Below are 14,917 nucleotides of genomic sequence, written 5' to 3'. Positions count from 1 at the left end.
AAGAATTGGCCGACAATCGGCCAATTCTTTTTTGGTTGCTATCTTCTCCTGCACCTCTTCACCAACAGGGAGAGCCCGGCAAAGAGCACCGCGCCCCCCGCCAGCACCGCCAGGTGGCCCCAGGCGGGGAAGGGTCCCCCGTCCCAGGCAAAACAGATGCCCATCTCCTCTTTAAACTGGGCGACAAGCTCGGCTGGCGCCCCGGCAAAGGTGGTCTCCATCGGCCCGGCGGTGAAGATCTGCCGCAACAGGGCCGCGCCGTGGGTGGGGGGAAAGCACTTCACCACCACCTGCACCGCGCCGGGCAGGGTCCCGATGGGGATGTAGACGCCGGTGAGAAACCCCACCAGGGTCCCCACCACCGTACAGGCCCCGGTAAAGGCGTTCTGTGTTTTGATGAAGAGGGTGAGAAAGTAGAGCATGGCTGCCGACGTGGCGACCGAGAGGGAGGTGACCCCCAGGGCCTGGGCCATCTGCAAGGGGGACAGCAGCTCTCCCCCGGCGGCCACCAGGTAGAGCTGGCCGGCCACAAAGGTCACCGCGCAGAGGACCAATCCCACCGCCAGGGCGCTGAGGATATAGCCCCCCAGCAGGGCCCCCGAACTGGCCGGGGAGACAGCGAAGTCCCGATCCACCCCGCGGGCCCGGTCGTCGACCATCGCCCCGTAGCCCGAGAGGGTGGTGGTGACCGCCGCCACCGCCAGCACCCCGGCGATGAGCCAGCTGTCCACCAGCTGACTGGCCCCCTCCAACGCCTTTAAATCCCCGCCGAGGATGGTGCTCTTGAGAAAGAGGGCGTAGAGGCCGAGGACGATAAAGACCGACATCAGGGAGAAAAACACGCCCCCCTTGTCCCTGAAAAAGAGTTTCACATTCCTGCGGGCAATGGCTAACACGGCTGCTCCCCCCCTTCGATGATCTGCAAAAACACGTCGTCCATGGTGCCGCCGATCAGCTCGGCCCCGTCGATCAGTTCCCGGCACCGCTCCAGGATGGGGATGGCCTCCAGGGTGCTCCCCAGCGCCAGGTGATAGCGCCGGCGAGGCCTGGTGTAGGCAAGGCCCAGCTGCCGCAGCAGCCCCTCCAGGGCCTCGGCGTCCCGGGGCGTCAGGTAGAGTTTGTCCCGCCCGTAACGGGCCTTCAGCTCCCCCGGCGTACCCTGTTCCAACACCGACCCGGCGCCAATGACCGTCACCGCGTCGGCCTGGGCGGCCTCCTCCATGTAGTGGGTGGTGAGAAAGACGGTCATCCCCCCCTCCCGCTGCAGGGCGCGCACCGTCTCCCAGACCGCCTTGCGGGTCTGGGGGTCAAGGCCGGTGGTGGGCTCGTCCAAAAAGAGGATTTCCGGCCGGTGCACCAGGGCCCGGGCAATGTCGGCCCGGCGGCGCTGGCCGCCCGACAGCCGGCCGTAGCGGCGATCTTTTAGGTCGAGGGCCCCCACCGCCGCCATGGCCGCCCGGGCTGCCTCCCGCCCCCGCTCCCCCCGCAGGCCGTAGAGGGCCGCCCGGGAGAGGAGGTTCTCCTCCACGCTCAACAGGTTATCCAGCAAGCTCTCCTGAAAGACCACCCCGATCTTGCGGCGGATGGCGCCGTCCTCCCGCCCCAGCAGGCAGCCGTCCACCTCGGCCCGGCCCCCGTCGGGGGCGATCTGGGTGGTCAGCATGCCGATGGTGGTGGACTTGCCGGCCCCGTTTTGCCCCAAAAAGGCAAACAGTTCGCCCCGGCGGACCGAAAAGTCGATCCCCCGCACCGCCTCAATGGGGCCGTAATGCTTTTTCAGCCCCTGCACCTCGATCATCTCGCTCATCGCCTTTCTCCTCTCCCCCTGCGGGCCCGCAGCTCTCGGTTGATCTTTCCCTCGTCGCTCTTGGCGCGGATGAGGGAGACCCCCACCACCCCGGCGTAGACCGCCAAAATGACCACAAAGATCCCCACCAGGGTGACTGCATCCGCCTCAAAAAAGTCCCACCAGAGCCCCAGGGGATAGACCACCAGGGCGATGTCGGCCACATCGATGAGGATGCGCAGGGGAAAACTGCCGATCTGCAGCTTGTCGGTGAGGAACATCACCACCGAGATGAGGCTGGTCATCAAAAACATCTGAATGGCAATGTTGGCGTCAAGCCCCTCCTTGTGGCCCCGCACACTCATCAGCAGGCACTCGATCATCATCAAAATGGTGTAGGAGATGCAGTCATAGGTGAAATACTGCTTAAAAGTCGACATCTTCTTCCCTCCTTTACAGGCCGAATTTCTCTTTAAAGGCCGGCAGGTAGTGGCGGTTGACCACCACCGACTCGCCGTTTTCCAGCTTTGCCTCCATCCGGCCTCCTGCCAGGGCGCGGACACTTTCGAGCCGGGCGGTGTTGAGGATGCAGCTCTTGCTGACGCGCACAAAGGCGGTGTTCCCCAGCTGCCGCTCCAACTCGTAGAGTTTGGGATCGCACTCGTAGACCTCTTTTTCGCAGTAGAGGTAGGTGCGTTCGTCCACCGATTCAAAGTAAAACACCTCTTCCAGGCGGAAGACCCGGCTGCTCTCCCCCCTCCTCCCGGTGATGGAGAAGGAATAGAGCCGCACCTGTTCAATGAGGCGGCGCAGCGGCTCATCGATGAGGCCGCAGCGGATGGTGATCTCCGGCTCGGCCAGTTCCAGCGACTGCTCGATGATGAGTTTCAAAATCCCCTCTCTCCTTTCGCTCCGGGTTTCATCCTACCATGTTTGACCCCGCGGCTCAAGGTGGCGGCGGGTGACCTGCGCTCTGCCGGGGGCAAGATGCAAAAAGGCGGGGGGACCCGCCCTCTCTCGCCGCCCGCCAGCGCCCAAAACCATCTCCCCCCCTTTTCAACGGGCGCGGTCGGAAAAATTGGAGCCCCCCTCCTTCCGGCGGCGGGAAAAAGGGAAGAAAAAAGGACCCGCTTTCGGGTCCTTTTGCAGGATAGCGATCAGCCGGTCAGCCCTGGGGCTGCTCCCGCTCGGTGGAGAGGGGCGCGGCATCGAGGTTGCGGATCTCGCTGTTGTAGATGCTGCGGAAGATGACGGTGCTGGCGATGATGGCGGCAATCTCCGCCAGGGGAACCGCCGCCCAGACCCCGGTGACCCCCCAGAAGCGGCTGAGGAAGAAGGCCAGGGGGAGGATCACCACCAGCTGCCGCAAAACCGAGGTGAAGAGGCTGCTGGTGCCGTGGCCGGTGGCCTGAAAGAGGGTGGAGAGGATCATCGAGTAGGCCGCCGGCAAAAAGCAGATGGAGAGGATGTGCAGGGCCGGGATGCCGATGCGGCTCATCTCGGCCGAGGGGTTGAACATCCCCAGCAGTTGGGTGGGCAGGAGGTTGAAGATCAGGGTGCCCAGGGCCATGATGGCGAAGGCGGCCCCCATGCCGATTTTCATGGTTCCCATCAGCCGCTTTTTGTTGCGGGCGCCGTAGTTGTACCCCATGATGGGCATCAGTCCCTGGTTGAGGCCGAAGATGGGCATAAAGACAAAGGACTGCAGCTTGTTGTAGACCCCCATGATGGAGACCGCAGCCCCCGAAAAGCTGGTGAGGATGGCGTTGAGGCCCACCATCATCACCGAGCCGATGGACTGCATGATGATGGAGGGGAAGCCCACCTTGTAGATGTCCCCCACCACCTTGCCCTGAAACTTGAAGCCCTTGAAGGTGATGTGGATTTCGTGGTCTTTGGCGAGGAGGATGTAGACGCTAAAGAGCATGGCGATGATCTGCCCGGCGACGGTGGCAATGGCCGCGCCCTTGACCCCCATGGCCGGCATCCCCAGGTAGCCGAAGATGAGGATGGGGTCGAGGACGATGTTGATCACCGCGCCCATGAGCTGAAAGATCATGGGGTAGATCATGTTGCCGGTGGCCTGCAAAATCTTCTCGCAGGCGATCTGCAAAAAGGAGCCAAAGCAGAGGATGGTGACGATGTAGCCGTAGTCGCACCCCATCTGCAGCACCTCGGCGTCGCCGGTGAAGGCGGCGAAGAAGGGCTTTACAAAGAGGAAGCCCAGCAGCGCAAAGACCGCGCTGGAGAGAAGGGCCAGCACCAGGCCGTGGCTGGCGGCCTGGGAGGCCACATCGTGGCGCTGCTCGCCCAGACGGCGGGAGATCAGCGAGTTGCAGCCGACGCCGGTGCCCACCGCCACGGCGATGAGCAGGGTTTGAATGGGGAAGGCCAGAGAGACCGCGGTGAGGGCGTTCTCCCCGATCTGGGCCACGTACATGCTGTCGACGATGTTGTAGAGGGACTGGATCAGCATGGAGAAGATGGCCGGAAGGGACATGCTGAAGATCAATTTGGGCAGGGGCATACTGCCCATTTTGTTCTCTTTGAGATTGGTTTGCTCCATATAGACACTCCTTTTCTTTCGCGTCCTGCACACAAAAAAACGACCCCCACAAATGGCGGTCGTTTTTAACCTTTCGTTGACACCGCAGCAAAGGAGGATCGAAGAAAGCCGTGACAGGACACCGTTCTTTTTGATCGAGTCCAGTATAGCAACTGTCGGGCCGAATGTCAACAAATTTCGCTATGCGCGGGGAGGCGCTATCCCTCCAACTCCTGGGCACAGGTGAGGAAGTAGTGGCGGGCACAGGCGTTCTCCGTCTGCCGGCCCAGCTCGGTCAGGGCCTGGCGGCAGGTGGCCAGGGAATCGCCGCACTCCTCCCCCGCAAGGCGGAGTTTTCGGCAGAGTTCCAGCGCCCACCGGCACTCCCCCTCTGCCAGGGCCCGGGCGGCGGCAGCGGCTACCGGTCCGGCGCCGCCCATCAGCGCCACCTCCCGCCGGGCCCGGTCATCTGGGGCCAGGGGGGAAAGGCCGGCGGGGTCGCCGTCAAACCAGCCCAGATAGCCCGCGCAGATGCCCCGCACCGTCCAGGCCACCGAGCCGTAAAACTCCTCCAGCGCCGGTTGGTCCCGCCACCTCTCGGGCAGGGAGACGGCGGCGGCCACCTGATCAAAGGAGAGCCCCTCGTCCAGCAGCCGAAGCGTCTCGTCCAACACCCAGGAGAGGGCGTCGCGGTAGAGGGCGATCTCCTCCCGGACGGCGGTGGCCCCGTGGACCGCCCGGGTGTGGCCGGGCAGCAGGTGTTCGGCCGGGAGGGTCAGCAATTTGTCCAGCGAGCGCACCCAGGCGGCCACGTCCCGGTACTGGCCGCCCCGGATGGGGGCGGTGTTGGGCCAGGACTGGTAGTAGTTGTCGCCGCAGCAGACCACCCTGTCCTCCGGCAGCCAGAGATAGGTCTGGTCGTCGGTCTCCCCCTGGGCGGCCAGGAGAACGGCGGGCACTCCGTCCAGGTCGAGGGCCAGTTCCTCCCCCTCCATCCACCGGGTCACCGGCAGGGGGCAGGGGCGGCCCCCCCGCTCCCCCAGAGGGCCGGCCCCCATGGAGATGGCCTCCTCCGGGGGGAGGGAGAAGCCCCACTGGCGGCTCCCCCGCAACCCGCCGATCCGGCCCAGCTGCCCGCTGCGGCCGTAGGTCGGCACGTCGGGCCGCCGGGCGATCACCTGGCGGGCGCCGGCGGCCAGTACCCCCGCGCCGCCGGTGTGGTCGGGATGCTGGTGGGTGTAGATGAGGGTGCGCACCGGCTTTGCCGCCAACAGCTCCCCCAATTGGGCCAGGGCCAACTCGGCCACCCTGCTGTCGTTGAGGCTGTCGATCAGGGTACAGCTGTGCTCCCCCTCAATGAGGGTGGCGTTGCTGGCGCCAAAACCGGCGATGAACCAGACCCGCTCTCCCACCTTGTAGACCCCCCGCTTCTCCCCGTTTCCAGCTGCGGCCTGTAGCCGTTTCTCTCCCGTGTACTCTTTCAACGCTTACTCCTCCTCTGTGGCCCGGCGCAGGTTCTCCTCAATCTGGGAGAGGACCCGGCGAAAGACCGCCAGCTCCCCCTCGTCGATCCCCGCCCGGTAACGCTCCTGCAACTGCTGCGAAATGGACGAAAAGGCCCCCTCCAGCGCCTGCCCCCGGGGGGTGAGGGAGACCAGCACCGCCCGCCTGCTGTGGGGGGCGGGCCGGGTCTGCAGGTAGCCCTGGGCCACCAGCTTCTTCACCAGGGCGGTGGCGGTGGAGGGGTCGCGGCCGATGCAGCCGGCCAGCTGGCCCATCTGCATCTCCCCCCGCACCAACAGGGCGGTGAGAATTTCGCCGTGGGAGGTGGCCAGCCCCCCCAGCCCCAGCTGGGCCAGACGGGCCTGCAAAAAGGCGTTGGCCGCCGCCCGGGTGCGGCTGATGCGGCTGACGGTGTCGTCCCGGCTCCAGTTGGCGCGATCCGGCAGATCTCTCTCCACTCCCATTCCCCCTTCCGTTTTCTTCCATTATACTTTGATATCAAAGTATTTGCAAGAAAAATTTTCTCTCCCCGAACCAGCGCCGCTTCTCGAAGAAGTTTTAAGGGGATTTTCGGCGGCGCGCGACGCGCCCCCGAAAAGATGATGGTGTTGAGGGGGGTGCGGATCTCGTGGCTCATGCGGGAGAGAAAGTCGCTCTTGGCCGAGCTGGCCCGCTCAGCGGTGAGCATGGCGCCCCGCAGCGCCTGGCGGGAGCGCACCTCCTCCAGCCCCTGTTCGGCGAGGACAGCACCGGCGTCGAACTCTCCTTTTGGGGGGAGGCCCAGCACCCGTTCCAGGTTGAGGGAGCTGTATTAGATGGCGCCGGTGCGGGCGTCGCAGATGACAAAGGCGTCGTCAATGCTGCGGGAGAGGTCGTCAAAGAGGCGGCCGCGGTGGGCCAGCTCGTCTCGCTGCCGCCGCAAAAGCCTCTGCGAGAAGAGAAACACCCCCACAGTGGCGGCAATGAGGAGCACCGATCCCGCCAGGGTGGTCCGGCGCAGCCGATTGGCCGTCTCTCCGTCGCCCACCTTCTTCCCCTGGGCGACGGAGATGAGATTTTCCGCCTCATCGGTCGCCTGCTGGTAGAGGGGCAACAGGTGCTGTGCGCCGTAGGCGGCAATTTCGCCCTCCTCGGTGTCGCTGCGGGCGACGCACTCCAAAAACGCCCCCTGCTCCGCCCGGACCCGCTCCAGGGTGCTCTGCAGCCGGCGGACGTCCTCCCCGTCGCCCAGGTAGAGCTCCTCTATCTGATCCAGGGGTTGTTGCAGGTTGCCGTGGAGCTCTTCCAGGGCCTGTCGAACGGTATCCACATCGGCCGCCCCGTGATAGCGCAGCAGCCGCTCGGTGCGCACCTGCATCTCAGAGAGGTAGAGCTTGACGTCGCCGGCGGAGATGACCACCTCAAAGGGGTGCTCGGAGATGATGTCGGTCTGCGCTGCCAGCCGGGCGGAACTGATGATGGTCATCAGCAGGTAGAGCAGCATCAGCGCCACCAGGCAGACCGTGCAGATCGCATTGATCCGCCTCCCCCTTGGCCAGTTGCTCCCTCCGAAACAGCGCTCTATTTTCCTTTTCCACTATATCCTCCCGCCTGCCATACAGCGCAAAACAATACCGTTCAGAAGAGACCTCGCCCCGCCAAACATTTCAAAAAAGCCGTTTTTTTAAGTGCGCCAAAAAGAAGTGCCATTTGCAATCGCTTTTTTCTTTAGAGGGAGACAGGGCGACCAAAATAGGCCATTTTCCCTGCAGAGGCGCTCTTCCCCTGCCGGTTTCTTCCCCCTCTCCCCTCCTTTGCAAAGGCATCCCTTTGCAAAGGAGGGCCAAAATGGGTAAAATAGGGGCAGAGAAAACGAGAGGGAGGATTTTGCGCCGTGCTCACATTCAAATACGACACCCAGCTGCTTCTGGAGGGGGAAAACCTGGACGAGGACGAGATCAGCGACTACTTTGCCGGCCACTTTCAGGGGGACTGCCTGCTGGCGGTGGGGGATGAGGACCTCGTCAAGATCCACTTTCACACCAACGAGCCCTGGAGGGTGTTGGAATACTGCGCCTCTCTGGGGGAGATATTCGACATCGTCATTGAGGACATGGACCGCCAGGCCCGCGGGCTCAAGGGCTGACGGGAAGCGGGATAGACGACAATGAGAGAGGCGTCCCGGGGCACAGGCCCTGGGACGCCTCTCTCGCTATAAAACGGTCAGCGGGCGGGGATAAATCGCCAGCCGCCGCCTGCCGCCTCGGCGACAATCTCGCCGCCCCTCAGCAGCGCTTTGGCCCGGGCGCGGGGAATTTCCAGGCACTGGGCCAACAGTTTGTCGGGGCAAACGCGTATCTGCGCGGGGTTTTGCACCCACAGCCCCTCCTCCGCCCGATGGGGCAACCTCAAAAGCCGGTAGGACAACTCGCCCCCCAGCTGCGCGCCGCAGCGAAGGAAGCGGGCGCGGTCCTGCCCGACGCGGGTCACGGCCGCGGGGTCGTTTGCCAGCAGGGCCCGATACTCCCCCGGGGAGAGGGAGTCCCGCAAAATGCGGGAGTAAACCGGCAGGTTGTAGGTGTGCTTGCAGCGCTGGCAGCGGTAGATCAGCCAGACGTCCAGCCGCTTGCCGTTGGCGTTGACGCGAAACCTGTCCGCACAGCGGTAGGTGCTCTTGCCGTCGCAGCCCGCGCAGCCACGCACAATGGTATAGGTGTCGATGGGGGCCATCCGAAAGGCCCCCGAAAGGGGAAAATAGCCCATCTTGCATCTCTTGATTTTGATAAAATCGGGTGTGCAGAGGCTATTTCAGCAATTTTTTAGGAGATTGCGATAGCCTCTGCTATGCAATCTGCCAGATGGGAGCCAGCATCAAAAGGCGACCTCCTTTTTCGAGGGAATGGCGGGATGATAGGCTCTTAAAAGATCGGCGTATCCATCATTTGGCGCTCCTCTCCGGGGGCGGGCGGCTGCGCGAAAACGAGCGCCAGGGGAAACCCCGCGGTCTCCCCTGGCGCTCGCTCCCTGCGGCCGGCAGGCCGCGCCCTATTCTCGGTTGTGTGGGCAGGATTTTACAGCAGCTCCACGTTCATGTCCACCTTGCCAGAAATCCCCGGCACCGAACCGCCGCTGGTGTACTGCCAGATGTTGTAGCGGCCGGAGTAGTCGGTCTGGTTGGTGTAATGGGCCAGCCAGATCTTATAGCTGCCGAACTGGCTGGTGTCCAGCTTGTTGTAGAGCCAGTTTTTGTTGGCGTAGACCATGGTCTGGTACCCCAGGCTCTTGGCGGCGGTGCAAAAGGCGTTGACCACCTCGGTATTCTGGGCTTTGGTCATCCCCTCTACCCGGCCCTGGGTGCACTCGATGTCAATGGCCAGGGGATAGTCCAGGCTGTACCCGGTGGAGCGGATGATGCCCGCGGCCACCCCCGCTTCCTCGGCCGCCTCTTCGGCGTTGATGGCGGTGGTGTAGAAGTAGGCGCCCACCTTCAGCCCTGCGGCCTTGGCCCCGGCGATGTTCTGCCGGAAGTAGGGATCCTCGACAATGGCGCCGGTGCCATAGCCCCGGTAGCCCACCCGGATCATGACAAAGGAACAGCCCGCGGCCTTGACCGCGCTCCAGTTGACGTTGCCCTGGTACTTGGAGACGTCGACGCCCCAGCGGCTCTTGAGGACGCCGCTGTTGTCAAACTTGTACTTGATCCCCTCAAGGGTCTGCCAGCCGGTCAAGGGGTTGCCGTTGATGTAGAGATAGGTCTTGCCGCCGATGACCTGCCAGCCGTTGAGCACCGGGGTGGGGGCGGGCTCACTGCTCCCGCCGCTGGAGCCGCTTCCCCCGCCATTGTCAGGGGGCGTGGGCTCAGGAGCGGGTTCGGGGGTGGGGGGAACGACCACCGAGTCCTCGATTTCGCTCTCCTGCTTCTGGTTGTCCTGCTTGCCCGGGTCCTCGTAGCTGTGGGCGCTGTCGTTTTTGTACTTGCTGGTGTCCTTCTGGGCCTCCTCCGCCGCCTTTTTGGCCTTGGCGGCAGCCTCCTCCCGCTGCTTGGCGGCCTCTTCCTCGGCCTTCTGGGCCTCGGCCTCTTCCGCCGCCTGTGCCTCGGCGGCCAGCGCCTCCTCCAGGTCGGCCGAGAGGGCGGCCATATACTCCTTGGTATCGATTCGGTTGACAGCCAGGGCAACGCCCTCCTGCACGCCGGAACCGCCCTCGGCGCCCTTGTCGACGCCGCAGCTGCTGAAAGCCAGCAGGATGGCGCAGGCCACCGCCGCTGACACGATCTTTTTAAACATCGCCTCTCTCCTCCTCTTTTCACAGGCCCCCATAGGGGGAAGGGGTGCAATGCCCCGCTAAATACTTCTCTAGACGGTTCCCAATTGTAACACAGATCGACCCCGTTTACAAGGAAACTACTGCCATTTCGCCCCCATTTGCACGAAAAATCAGGAGGGAAATATTCCCCGAAAACCGCACCGCTCTGCGGTTTTATCACCAACCCATCTCTGCAGACGCCCAATTGTGACCAGACGGGGCGGCTTCGGCCGCCCCGTCTGCAAGGAAATTTTACTGTGCCTTTTTCCGGGCTGCCTGCACCGCCCGAAGAACTTCCGGCTCCACCGGGGCCACCTCCAGCTGTGGGCGGGCCACATAGTAGCCCTGTAAGTAGTCGACTCCCTGGGCGACCAACGTCTCCATCTCGGCGCGGGTCTCCACCCCTTCTGCCAGCACCTTGATGCCGCGGCTGTGGGCGTAGGAGAGCAGGTTCTGCAGCAAACTGAGCCGGTCGCCGTCCCGGTCGATGTCGTGGACGATGGCGATGTCCACCTTGACGATGTCCGGCGAGAGGAAGATGAGCAGCGATTCGCTGTTGTAGCCCGATCCGAAGTCGTCGATGGCCAGCTGGCCGCCCCAGCGCTTGGCGGTGCGGATCTTAAAGCGGGTGCGCTCGTTGTCCCAGGGCTCCTGCTCGGTGACCTCCAGCACCACCCGCGCCAGATAGGGGCCGTAGAGGTCCTCCAGGGCGGTGATGTCCGAGCCGGTGAGGCTCTGGTTGGCAATGGAGTTGATAAAGGCCCGCTCGCCCGGCCTGATCCGGCCGGCCTTGATCTGCTGGCTGAAGGAGGCCATGGCCTCAAACCAGGTGATGCGCTCGATCTGGTAGAGTTTGGACTGGGCTCTGGCAAGGCGCAACACATCCACCGGGCTGCGAAGCGCCTCCACCTGGGAGCGCATCAGCAGCTCGTAGCCGTAGACGCTGCCGGTGGCCACCTCCAGCACCGGCTGGTAGGCAAAGCGCACCAACCGATGGTCGATGAGACGGTTGAGCTCCTCCTGACCGCGCACCAGGAAGGAATCGGCCTGGTAGGAGGTGCGCTCAAACTCCTGAATGCTGCCCTTTTCGCTGTGTTTGACGCTGTACATGGCAAAGTCGGCGTAGCGGATGAGCTCTTCATAGCTGGAGGCGTCGTCGGGGTACCAAGCCAGCCCACCGGAGACCCGAATCTTGAAGTCCTTTCCCGCCAGGAGGAAGGTGGTGTGCCCAATCTGCGTCCAAACCTTGCGGATGATCTGGCGGATCTTCTCCTTGCTCTGGTAGCCGTAGAGAAAGACGTAGAACTCGTCGCCGGAGCGGCGGGCCACCAGGCTCTGTTCTGAGAGGAAGGAGGAGAGACAGCGGGCAAAGGCCTCGATGTAGCGGTCGCCGCTGTCGTGGCCGTAGTTGTCGTTGACGAATTTCAGGTTGTCCAGGTCCCACATCAAAAGGGCGGCGGTGCCCAGCACCTCGGGGGTCTCGAAGAGCCGCTCCATATTGGCGGCGAAGGCGCGGCGGTTATAGAGGTTGGTGAGGATGTCGTAGTCGCGCTCGTACTCGATTTTCCGCTTTTCTGCCATCTCCTTGCTGACGTCGGTGATGGCGCCCAGAGTCTGCTCTCCCTCTTTGAGGAAGGTCAGACGCACCCAGCGCTCCTCCTCCGGGGCGGCGGGCAACCGGTAGAGGCGCCCCTCTTCCCCGTCCTCCACCAAACACTCCTGCAGCGCCTTCATCCGCCGCTCAAAAATTTTACGGGGCAATCTGCCTTCCACCTGCTCTTCCTGGGGCCAGCCCAGAATGGGGAAGATGTTGGTGCTGCAAAAGACCGAAGGCGCTTGGGGGCTATACTCGAACACCCCTACCGGGATGTTGGTGGTGGAGATGATCTGCCCGAACTTCGAGGCCGACTCCGCCGCGGCGTTGCTGAGATTTTCAATGGAGATGGTGAGCTGGTCGATCTCCTCGATATTCAGCTTTTTGAGCTTGATGGGCTTGTTGGGGTCGCTGCGCTTGAGGTCTTGCACCAAGGCGGTGATGGGCTCTGCCACCATTCGCGAGGCCAGAACAGCCCCCAGGATGCCCAGCAGAAGGGCCGCCACCGTGCACAGGTAGATGATCTGACGGATCTGGTGGGAAAACCGCAACAGAGTATCCCCTTCGCAGAGGCCGATGAGCACCCACTGCTGCCCGGCAAAGGGGGTGTTGGTGTTGTACAGGGAAAAGGGCTGCACGCTTCCGTAGAGGTTGCTCTTCCCCCCCTCCCCCTCGCGGGTGAAGGTGGAGATATTTTTGTGCTCACTCTTTTTCCCGGCAATCGTCTGGCTGACACCGAATTTCATCTGATAGAGGGGTCCGTTGGAAAAGATTGTCTGAAACCGTTCCCCTTTCCTGTCGGTGACTGCCAGGACATAGGCGCCGCTGTTATCCACCCCCAACTCCTCGTAGTTCATGAAAGAGGCAAAGTAGTTCTGGGTGATGTCCACCCCCATCACCCCAAAGACGGTGCCGTCAGAAGCGATGAGGGGGATGGAGTAGGTGATGACCTGCCCGTCCTGGCCGGAGAGGGAGAACGCCGGGCTCCAGTAGCCGAAGTTGCTGCTCTCGCGATTGGTGCTGGCCCGGGCGGCATTTAAGGGGGCGAAAAAGAACTGCTCGTCGGCCCGCCCTTCCTCCCCGGTGAAGAGGAAATCGGCCCGCCAGAAGCTGTCCAGGGGAATCCCCATCCGCCGGGAGGTGGTGGGCATCCCCCGCTCCATGAGGATGTCGGAGACGCCGGAGGAGTTGTTGACCGGGTCCAGGTCCCGCAAATATAGGCCCGCCTTGGACTGGCCGCTCTCATCGCCCTGAACCCCCACGCCGTCGAGGACGACAAAGGCCCCGGTGACCCCGTTTTTGCGCAGCATATAGACCAGGCTGTCGGAGAGGCCGTCGAGGATTTGGGTGCCCAGGGCGGCGTCGGTGGCGATGTCCTTTAAAGAGGCGCCCTGTCTTTTTAAGGTCGCTTCCACCGAGGAGAGGATGGCGGTCTCGTGCTCCTTGACATTGGACCATCGGTGGATCATCTCGTTTTCCAGGTAGAGTTGGCGGTTGATGGTGCGCTCCCCCAAAATGTCATAGGCGTTGGCATCGGTGTGGGAGAGGACGCCGCCCTGCAAAAAGACCACGGCGTAGAGGGCCGCCTGGGCCAACACGATGGCGGTGACCGGGATCAGCATCTTTCGCAAGATGGTGCGCCCTCTCCTTTTTCGACCGGCCTTCATCCCCTCGCCTCCTTCCCCGTTGATGGGGCTACACCCCGTTTACAGCGCCGCGAGCTGGGCGGAAAAGCCCTGGTACCAGCTCTCGAAGTTCTCGTCGGTGTCATACTGGGCCACCGCGTCGTCCAGGGTGCTGCCCCCGTTCAAAAGAGCCTTTACCGCCTCGCGGTCGGCGGCGGCCTTCTGCTGAAGGGATTTCTCCACCACTGCCCGGGCTTCGGTCCCGTTTTCAAACGCCTCGTTGGTGTAGAGGGTGTAGTTCTGGGTGATCTCCACCCCGGTGAGGAGGGTCTCCTCCATCAGTTGGGAGATGGGTTCGGGAGAGTTCGCCACCGCCTCGCCGATGGCCTCGGCGGTATTGGCGTCCTTTTTCACCGGCAGGTAGCCCGAGCCGATGGCAAAGCGGACGTTCTGCTGCTTTTCGGTGAACCACTTCAAAAACAGGGTGGCGGCGTACTCGCGGGTCTCGTCGCTCTTGGTGACCATCATCCCCGCGCCCTGCTGCACCGCATAGGGCTTGGTCCCCTCAAAGTTGGGGAGGGCGTAGGTCTTGGCGTCGATGGGGTAGCTGCTGCCGTCGGGCAGGGTGACGGCGGTGGGGAAGTAGGTGTTGCCGCTGGTGGAGCCCACCAGGGCGATGATGTCGCCGGTCTTGGCGTCATCGCTGCGAAAGCGCCCGATGGAGGTGAAGTAGCCGCTGACATAGGGGGTGTAGTAGTTGTCCCAGAGGCGGCGCATCACCGCCTTGTCCAGGTTGTAGGTGACCTGGCCGTTTTCGACCGAGAACAGTTCCTGCCCCAGCTGCATGCTGCCGATGATGAAGTAGTTGGCCATCACGTCCCGGCCGAAGAAGGCCTTGCCGTCGTTTTTCTCCGGGGTGAGGCTGTCGGTCCACTCGTAGTAGGACTTGGCCAGCTTGCAGATCCCCTCCCAGCTCTGCAGGTCCTCCTCGCTGGCGCCGGTGGCGGCGGCAAATTTGTCCCAGTCGGTCTTGTTGAGGGTGAGCACCTCGGTGGACTTGGCGGTGGGGAAGAGCTTGACGCTCCCCTCCTCGCTGAAGGCCCCCTCGTCCAGGTAGGCGGAGACATAGCTGTCCCGCTCCTCCTTGGTGAGGTATTGGCTCAAGTCGGCGGCCATCCCCCGGCGGTTGATCTCATAGGCGGTGTCGGCATAGGCGGCAAAGACGTCGGGCACCTCTTCGGCGCCGACTTTCTTGTCGATGGTGTCCATCACCTTGGCGGTGAGGTCGTTGACACTGCCCTGGCTGTACGCCTGGACCACGATCCCCTTTTCAGCCCCCACCGACTCGTTGAACTCGGTGACCATCTCGTCAAACATCTGCTTCTGGGCGCCGTTGTAGTAGTGCCAGATGGAGATGGAGACCGGGCTGTCTTTTTTCAGCCCGTGATTTTTGTCCTTGCAGCCGGCAAAGAGCCCCAGAGAGGCCAGGGCGGCGCTCAGCACCAGGGCCACCGCCCGCAGACCGCGGCGAGAACGACAATTTGTTTGTTTTGACACAGCACTCTCTCCTCTTGGTGGAG

Annotated in this window: 13 protein-coding genes and 1 pseudogene; 1 reads left to right on the top strand and 13 read right to left on the bottom strand. The window is 63.2% G+C overall.

All coding sequences use genetic code 11. From position 1 onward, the window contains the following. Positions 1–38: 38 nt before the first annotated feature. The 9 genes and pseudogenes from HJY11_RS08930 to HJY11_RS08895 all read right to left on the bottom strand — a co-directional run bounded on the left by HJY11_RS08930 (position 39) and on the right by HJY11_RS08895 (position 7,317). Positions 39–896 carry an ABC transporter permease gene (locus HJY11_RS08930; RefSeq protein ID WP_208075618.1) on the bottom strand — a complete coding sequence of 286 codons (858 nt, stop codon included), beginning with the start codon at positions 894–896 and terminating at the stop codon, positions 39–41. Next, positions 890–1,807, bottom strand: coding sequence for an ABC transporter ATP-binding protein (locus HJY11_RS08925; protein WP_208075617.1), 918 nt, complete (start codon positions 1,805–1,807; stop codon positions 890–892). Before HJY11_RS08925 ends, HJY11_RS08930 begins: the two co-directional genes overlap by 7 nt. Next, positions 1,804–2,226: a DUF3021 family protein gene (locus tag HJY11_RS08920; RefSeq protein WP_208075616.1), complete on the bottom strand. Its 423-nt coding sequence runs from the start codon at positions 2,224–2,226 to the stop codon at positions 1,804–1,806. The genes HJY11_RS08925 and HJY11_RS08920 overlap by 4 nt, the downstream gene beginning before the upstream one ends. A gap of 13 nt (positions 2,227–2,239) precedes the next feature. Next, positions 2,240–2,677, bottom strand: a complete 438-nt coding sequence (locus HJY11_RS08915; RefSeq protein ID WP_208075615.1) for a LytTR family DNA-binding domain-containing protein — start codon at positions 2,675–2,677, stop codon at positions 2,240–2,242. 274 nt (positions 2,678–2,951) lie between these two features. Next, complete coding sequence (locus HJY11_RS08910; RefSeq protein WP_208075614.1) at positions 2,952–4,352, bottom strand: MATE family efflux transporter; 1,401 nt, start codon at positions 4,350–4,352, stop codon at positions 2,952–2,954. A 197-nt stretch (positions 4,353–4,549) separates the two neighbouring features. After that, on the bottom strand, positions 4,550–5,815 hold the full coding sequence (locus HJY11_RS08905; protein ID WP_208075613.1) for an alkyl sulfatase dimerization domain-containing protein: 1,266 nt from the start codon (positions 5,813–5,815) through the stop codon (positions 4,550–4,552). Between the two features lie 3 nt (positions 5,816–5,818). Continuing rightward, positions 5,819–6,292: a MarR family winged helix-turn-helix transcriptional regulator gene (locus HJY11_RS15495; RefSeq protein WP_208075612.1), complete on the bottom strand. Its 474-nt coding sequence runs from the start codon at positions 6,290–6,292 to the stop codon at positions 5,819–5,821. A gap of 143 nt (positions 6,293–6,435) precedes the next feature. After that, positions 6,436–6,522 (bottom strand): annotated as a pseudogene (locus HJY11_RS15670) (histidine kinase dimerization/phospho-acceptor domain-containing protein); the annotation flags it as partial. A 123-nt stretch (positions 6,523–6,645) separates the two neighbouring features. Further along, the gene (locus tag HJY11_RS08895) at positions 6,646–7,317 is read right to left on the bottom strand and encodes a hypothetical protein (protein ID WP_208075611.1); all 672 of its coding nucleotides are present in this window, start codon (positions 7,315–7,317) and stop codon (positions 6,646–6,648) included. A 390-nt stretch (positions 7,318–7,707) separates the two neighbouring features. Between HJY11_RS08895 and HJY11_RS08890 the strand changes: the two genes are divergently transcribed. Continuing rightward, positions 7,708–7,959, top strand: a complete 252-nt coding sequence (locus HJY11_RS08890) for a kinase to dihydroxyacetone kinase (protein WP_208075610.1) — start codon at positions 7,708–7,710, stop codon at positions 7,957–7,959. A gap of 77 nt (positions 7,960–8,036) precedes the next feature. On the opposite strand, the gene HJY11_RS08885 is transcribed toward HJY11_RS08890, so the two are convergent. The 4 genes from HJY11_RS08885 to HJY11_RS08870 form a co-directional block, all read right to left on the bottom strand. After that, complete coding sequence (locus tag HJY11_RS08885) at positions 8,037–8,576, bottom strand: DUF1062 domain-containing protein (RefSeq protein ID WP_208075609.1); 540 nt, start codon at positions 8,574–8,576, stop codon at positions 8,037–8,039. Between the two features lie 308 nt (positions 8,577–8,884). Continuing rightward, positions 8,885–10,099, bottom strand: coding sequence for a glycoside hydrolase family 25 protein (locus HJY11_RS08880; RefSeq protein WP_208075608.1), 1,215 nt, complete (start codon positions 10,097–10,099; stop codon positions 8,885–8,887). A gap of 271 nt (positions 10,100–10,370) precedes the next feature. Then, positions 10,371–13,379, bottom strand: coding sequence for an EAL domain-containing protein (locus HJY11_RS08875; protein WP_208075607.1), 3,009 nt, complete (start codon positions 13,377–13,379; stop codon positions 10,371–10,373). Between the two features lie 39 nt (positions 13,380–13,418). After that, the gene (locus HJY11_RS08870; protein ID WP_368041566.1) at positions 13,419–14,894 is read right to left on the bottom strand and encodes an extracellular solute-binding protein; all 1,476 of its coding nucleotides are present in this window, start codon (positions 14,892–14,894) and stop codon (positions 13,419–13,421) included. Positions 14,895–14,917 lie beyond the last annotated feature (23 nt).

The sequence above is a fragment of the Bittarella massiliensis (ex Durand et al. 2017) genome (assembly GCF_017566145.1).
GTDB lineage: Bacteria > Bacillota > Clostridia > Oscillospirales > Ruminococcaceae > Bittarella > Bittarella massiliensis_A.
The sequence above is the reverse complement of the archived record's forward strand: the minus strand, read 5'-3'. Positions and strand labels throughout refer to the sequence as shown.

What these genes read in the sequence shown, in the direction of transcription:
- HJY11_RS08875 (WP_208075607.1), bottom strand. Translation starts at nt 13,379, where the DNA reads ATGAAGGCCGGTCGAAAAAGGAGAGGGCGCACCATCTTGCGAAAGATG.
- HJY11_RS08920 (WP_208075616.1), bottom strand. Translation starts at nt 2,226, where the DNA reads ATGTCGACTTTTAAGCAGTATTTCACCTATGACTGCATCTCCTACACC.
- HJY11_RS08910 (WP_208075614.1), bottom strand. Translation starts at nt 4,352, where the DNA reads ATGGAGCAAACCAATCTCAAAGAGAACAAAATGGGCAGTATGCCCCTG.
- HJY11_RS08925 (WP_208075617.1), bottom strand. Translation starts at nt 1,807, where the DNA reads ATGAGCGAGATGATCGAGGTGCAGGGGCTGAAAAAGCATTACGGCCCC.
- HJY11_RS08880 (WP_208075608.1), bottom strand. Translation starts at nt 10,099, where the DNA reads ATGTTTAAAAAGATCGTGTCAGCGGCGGTGGCCTGCGCCATCCTGCTG.
- HJY11_RS08895 (WP_208075611.1), bottom strand. Translation starts at nt 7,317, where the DNA reads ATGCTGCTCTACCTGCTGATGACCATCATCAGTTCCGCCCGGCTGGCA.
- HJY11_RS08885 (WP_208075609.1), bottom strand. Translation starts at nt 8,576, where the DNA reads ATGGGCTATTTTCCCCTTTCGGGGGCCTTTCGGATGGCCCCCATCGAC.